Genomic DNA, 4877 nt, shown 5'->3' on the forward strand with positions numbered 1-4877 from the left:
CAGCCTTTGGCGTGCCCAGCTTCCTGAGCCTGTGGATGTCGTCTTTGAAAACCTCGAAGTATTCGTTGTACTCTTTATACTCCTCTTCGAATCTGGGTATCACACGGAGGATGGTAACCTCCGGCGAGGTGTGCTTTAGGAGGTAGCCTGCCTGTTCTATAGCTTCCTCCGCAAATCTCGAGCCATCGGTGCACATGAGCACTTTTATTTCTCTTCCCCCCTTTGTAGTAAGGTTTTGCAGAGGAGGTATTTAAATTTTGGGCAGTTGGAGGAGGACATAAAGGATGAAGTGTATTAGTACTACTCCTGACTAATGAAGTTCACCAAATTTTAAATAGTTAACCTGTTATATTACTACTAATGAGCGAGGTTGTAAAAAGTGGCAAACACCAAACAGAGTGGATTACTATCTCCTTGGATGAGTATGAATCAATGAAAAGAACAATTGAAGTTCTGTCCGATGAAGACCTTATGAGCCAGATTAAAGAAGGCAGAAAGAAGGGTGTGAAGATTTTAGATTTTGAGGAACTTGCAAAGGAGTTAGAAATCTAAAATTCATCTTTATGTTTTATGGCTTCAATTGTGACTATTTTCTCAGTATAATTTATTGTGTAGATTATTCTGAATTTTCTTTCAAAATATAGCTCCCAGTAACCATGAAGCCGTCCTCGCAAAGGCTTGCCATGTATGTCTGGATTTTCTTTCAACTTTCTGATTTTTGCCGCGAATCTTCTTTGGGTTTCTTTGTCGTATTTCCTAAGCCACCTAGCTGCAGGCTCTTTTATCAAGATTTGATACATAATCATGATCTTTAAGAGTTTATAAAATTGCATATAAATAACATACTTTAGGGCAACCTGTACTTCTAATGGAGCATACAAAAACTAAATCAGTAAATTTACCCAATCGTTATAAAAAGAAAGTGGGGGCACTGGGACTCGAACCCAGGTCGGCGGGTGTCTCCCGCCTTAGGTGTCGTCTGGAGCCCGCTATGATAGCCGCTACACCATGCCCCCACGGATGTAGCACCTGCTCCTGAAGCTATAACGTGATAAAAGAATTTACACAAGCAGAGACCTATCCCAGCTTTATCTCAAGCACATTCTGTGAGAACATCTGGGCATCGATTCTTTTATATTTCACAGGTATGACGGCAAAATACCTATTTTCCCCTGCCTTTGCCCGTACCTCTATAGAATCCTCAAGCTTTCTGACAATTATATCTCCGCTATTCTCCACACCGGGCAGGTTGACCTTTATCACCCGCCCATTGCGCTCCACCGCCACCTCTGGCTCCAGAATCTCAGGGTTGCGGGGGTTTATCCTGCTTCGGCGGTTTAAAACCTCGGAGATATCGTCAAAATCCTTTATAGAAATCTTTGGCTCACCTTTCTCCCGGGAAATCTCAACAATAAAACCCTTGCCGAAGGGGAAGTTTGTAACATCGCTGAATATGTTCTTAACACTCTTCTCAAAGACGTCTAGGGCATCATCTAGCTGTCGCAATTGGGAGGGCGCATTTTTGCTTCCACAGTACGGGCAAAAAACCCAGCCATCCTTTAACTCCGCGCCGCAGCCCTTACACTTCATCACATTATTCCACAATTTTTCTACCGTCTTTTGATTTTTCTATAATGCATGGAGAGAAATATTAATATGCCATCATGCCAAGATTTACACAGGTGGGAAAATGGTGAAGGCAAGTGCATACACTCTAGAAGAGATTGCAAATAAGCTCGACGAAGCCTTTGGTATGTTTATCGATGAAGAGGAGGCATACGAGGAAACCATAAAAGGGGTGAAGGAAGAGCTTGAGAAGCTGGTGAACAAGTACCCCGATGATAATGAGTTGAGAGATTATTTCAAAGCCTTTGAAGACTTCTACGAGAAGAGGGAAGAGCTCGACAGGAAAAAGGAAAAAGAACGCCTCATATGGCTCGAGTCCGAGATAAATCACATTGTGCATTGGAGAAAGCTGGGGATGAGTGCCGGCAGGGTGCTGCCCTTCAGGGACTTCAGAAGCATGAGGGGTGAGATAGGGAGAAGGGGATACTAGAAAGCAACTATGAGCTTATTTGAACCACCTATCCAGGCTGCGCTGTGCCAGGGTGACCTTAAGGGCTCTCTCCATCTTCTCCAGAGCTTTTTCAACCCTCTCGCGGGAGAAATCCCTCTCCCCGCATAAGAAAGCTATCACACCCTCTTTATCAGGAGGATGCCACTTGAGGGTGTAGTCGTCTGTGGTTTTGTGCTTAAGGAAGAGCTCCCTTATCTCAGCCACGTCGAAGTCCACCTCCAGCCCCTTTGCCTCAATGGCCTTCTCAGCGCTGCCATGCTCCTTTATCAGCGCATACGCCCTCTTGGGCCCTATCCCCTCTATTCCGCCTGGATTGTAATCGGTGCCTATTAATATGGCGATGTCTATGAGTTGCTCCCGTGTTACCTCCAGGTTTCGAAGCACCTCGTCCAGGGTTATAATCTCTGGCTTTACCTCAACGTAGGCCTTCCTTCTGGGAAGCTTGCGCCTGCCCGAGATAGTAAGGTTGCGAACCAGGCGGGGTGAACCGAATAGCAGGGAGTCGTAGTCCTGGCTGCCAGCGGCAAAAACGTCGCCCCGCTTTGCCATGTGCGCAGCCTGGGCCTCGCCCTCTGCAGGGGCCTGGATGTGCGGGATGCCGAGCAGGGTGAGAAGGCGCTTGGCATCGCTAAGCATGGCATCGGTGAGCTTTGCGGACTGCACCGCCTTGCTCCATGCATCCCTGTAGCGTTTCTCCTTCAGGGCGAGTTCCCACTCCTCGTGGGCACGCTCTCTGAGCTGGTTTCTCTCCTTAATCACCCTGGACTTGAGCTCCGGCGGCTCACCGTCGAAAACATAAACCGGCAGAACTCCAAACTCGATCAGATTGGAATTTCTATAGAGTATACCCGAGAGATGGCTTGTGACCCTGCCCTGAGAATCGCGCAGGGGTTCGCCGGTGGGCTGGCGTATAATTGAGAGGAACTGGTACAGGGTGTTGAAGGCGTCTATTGCTATGCGCTTTCCGGCGAGTTCCTCGAAGCCTATCTCCCTCGCCACAACCAGGTCGCCAAGCTGAACGCCCATATAAAAGTGTAGGCAGCTGAGACTTATAAAGATGTCGAAAATGTGCCTGGCGGGTGGTGCTGTGCCTTTGAAGTATTGTGAAACCTGATATCAGAGTCTCTCAGAAATAAGCTTGAGCTTTCCTTTTACTCTTTTAATAATCTTCCTTTTAAGAAGGTCACTTATTACCTCTTCCATATCCTCTCTGCTCATCTCTGCCCTTCCTTCAAGTTCTTCCATGCTCAAATCTCTTTCCTTCAGGAGAGATATCACCACAAACCTGTTGTACACCTTGCTCGCCATTTCCTCTATTCTCTCTTTTACGGGCAGAGTAACACCGTACTTCTCCTCCAGCTCATCAAGCTTTGCATTGAGATATGTGAGCCATACCTCAGTGCCAAGCAGCTTTCTCTGCGTCTCCACTTCTTGAAGAAGGGCTTCTGAGTCTATTCCTGCCCTCACCAGAGCGAGCATATCCTCCAGATCACCTTCCCTCTCTGTTATTGATTTGAAGAGGAATATGTCGCTGCTTGAGGCAATACCAACCTTGAGGCGCTTGTAATTTCCGAATGGAGTAGCTCTGCTCCTCATACCCTCCGAGAAAATAAACTTCCCCATAACCTGAGCTACAAAGATATCCCATCTGAACCCATCGACATTCTCCAAGATGAAGGATGCACCCATCTTTATGTACTCCTCGCCTGGCTTAGGCACCTTTCTATAGCCCAGGTCACTTAATATCGATCGAAGGCGCTCAGCATCTCTACGTCCCGGCACTATAATATCCACGTCCTTTGTAGCCTCCTTTATGCCGGTCAGCGCCATCGCTCCGCCACCTATCATGTATATCCAGAGTTCGCTATTCAGCCCTGCATCTATCCTCTCAAACTCTCGCAGGATGTAGTCTCTGTCGAAGGAGCGCCTCATACTGCAACACCATAGCTAATAGCATTTTCAGAAAACTCTTTCCAGGTGGGGAAATGCTTCGCTCTCTGCCTTCCACTGCTCTTCAAAAAGTTGATTAGAGCCTTGGCCTCTTTAGCTGCACTGTATTCCTCAGCCCTCTTCAGGAGCAACTTTTCATCAACTCTATTTTTAGCTAAGAGGATGAGGAGGTATGTTATGTATCTGGTGCTCTTCGGGTCTATTAGCAGTGTGTGTATCACCACGTCGTAGATATCCACGCCCTCCTTTTTCTCAGAGTAGAAGTAGTAGCTAGCGCCTGTGAGAAGCAGAGGTACACCGTAGTCGCCCAGCTTGGAAGGACCTGTGAGGTGGAAGTTTTTGTGCTCTTTTGCAGCTGGTGCCTTGACGATGAACTCCCTCAGACCCTCCCACACTATAGTAGCCCGCGGAGAGAGTTTTCTGGCTTTCCTCCTGTGAAGGTGGTGCACCATTTCCCTAGCTATTTCATTCAGTATGACAAAATCAGGATTGAGAGAGTACCTGGAATCTTTTTTCCTGACAATACCTCTTTCCATGAGCCTTTTCAGGATCCTGTGCACACTCGCTCTGCTCACCCCTGAGACGCTGGTTATCTCCCTGACACTCCGCTCTCTGTCCAGAGCCCACAGAACGCTGAGAGCATGAACAGAAATAATGCCCGAGAAGTCCATGTAATTGAATCTTCCAAGCAAATCCCTCATTAGCTGGGCGTGCTTGGTATCAGCGAAGCTTACACGTTTATTTTTGTTCACCCTCTCAACCTTTATGAAACCCTTTCGACGAAGCGAATCCACCAGCTCCGAGGTCCTGGACAGGCTGATCCCCATACTCTGCGATAAGGTTGAGATGG

7 protein-coding genes, 1 tRNA gene and 2 pseudogenes are annotated in these 4877 nt (G+C 47.5%); 2 read left to right on the forward strand and 8 right to left on the reverse strand.

The features are described 5' to 3' along the window. Positions 1 to 202: pseudogene (locus tag ACXJJW_RS00465) on the reverse strand (hypothetical protein); the annotation flags it as partial. 158 nt (positions 203 to 360) lie between these two features. Here ACXJJW_RS00465 and ACXJJW_RS00470 point away from each other — a divergent pair. Further along, entirely contained in the window at positions 361 to 552 is a 192-nt protein-coding gene (locus tag ACXJJW_RS00470; protein WP_456473755.1) for a type II toxin-antitoxin system Phd/YefM family antitoxin, read from the forward strand. Here ACXJJW_RS00470 and ACXJJW_RS00475 read toward each other — a convergent pair. From ACXJJW_RS00475 to ACXJJW_RS00490, 4 genes and pseudogenes are all read right to left on the reverse strand, one after another. Further along, positions 549 to 788, reverse strand: coding sequence for a type II toxin-antitoxin system RelE family toxin (locus tag ACXJJW_RS00475; RefSeq protein WP_456473756.1), 240 nt, complete (start codon positions 786 to 788; stop codon positions 549 to 551). The genes ACXJJW_RS00470 and ACXJJW_RS00475 overlap by 4 nt on opposite strands. A gap of 135 nt (positions 789 to 923) precedes the next feature. Next, positions 924 to 1016: transfer RNA gene (locus ACXJJW_RS00480), tRNA-Trp, on the reverse strand. 61 nt (positions 1017 to 1077) lie between these two features. Further along, a complete protein-coding gene (locus ACXJJW_RS00485) occupies positions 1078 to 1506 on the reverse strand; it encodes a hypothetical protein (RefSeq protein WP_456473761.1) in 429 nt (142 codons plus the stop codon). Positions 1507 to 1527: 21 nt separating this feature from the next. Next, positions 1528 to 1590, reverse strand: a pseudogene (locus ACXJJW_RS00490) (zinc-ribbon domain-containing protein); the annotation flags it as partial. A gap of 100 nt (positions 1591 to 1690) precedes the next feature. Between ACXJJW_RS00490 and ACXJJW_RS00495 the strand changes: the two are divergent. After that, positions 1691 to 2056 carry a hypothetical protein gene (locus ACXJJW_RS00495; RefSeq protein ID WP_456473757.1) on the forward strand — a complete coding sequence of 122 codons (366 nt, stop codon included), beginning with the start codon at positions 1691 to 1693 and terminating at the stop codon, positions 2054 to 2056. Between the two features lie 15 nt (positions 2057 to 2071). Here the strand turns inward: ACXJJW_RS00495 and fen are convergent, their stop codons facing one another. The 3 genes from fen to ACXJJW_RS00510 all read right to left on the reverse strand — a co-directional run. Beyond that, positions 2072 to 3103 (reverse strand): flap endonuclease-1, encoded by a 1032-nt coding sequence (gene fen, locus ACXJJW_RS00500; protein WP_456473758.1) that lies wholly within the window; start codon positions 3101 to 3103, stop codon positions 2072 to 2074. A 90-nt stretch (positions 3104 to 3193) separates the two neighbouring features. Then, positions 3194 to 4009, reverse strand: a complete 816-nt coding sequence (locus tag ACXJJW_RS00505; RefSeq protein WP_456473759.1) for a hypothetical protein — start codon at positions 4007 to 4009, stop codon at positions 3194 to 3196. Then, a partial coding sequence (locus ACXJJW_RS00510) for a MarR family transcriptional regulator (RefSeq protein WP_456473760.1) occupies positions 4006 to 4877 on the reverse strand: 872 nt, incomplete at its 5' end. The genes ACXJJW_RS00505 and ACXJJW_RS00510, both read right to left, overlap by 4 nt.

The sequence above is a fragment of the Candidatus Pyrohabitans sp. genome (genome assembly GCF_054014795.1).

Bases quoted from the DNA above. Each gene is read 5' to 3' on its own strand.
- ACXJJW_RS00470 (WP_456473755.1), top strand. From the start codon at position 361: ATGAGCGAGGTTGTAAAAAGTGGCAAACACCAAACAGAGTGGATTACT.
- ACXJJW_RS00495 (WP_456473757.1), top strand. From the start codon at position 1,691: ATGGTGAAGGCAAGTGCATACACTCTAGAAGAGATTGCAAATAAGCTC.
- fen (WP_456473758.1), bottom strand. From the start codon at position 3,103: ATGGGCGTTCAGCTTGGCGACCTGGTTGTGGCGAGGGAGATAGGCTTC.
- ACXJJW_RS00505 (WP_456473759.1), bottom strand. From the start codon at position 4,009: ATGAGGCGCTCCTTCGACAGAGACTACATCCTGCGAGAGTTTGAGAGG.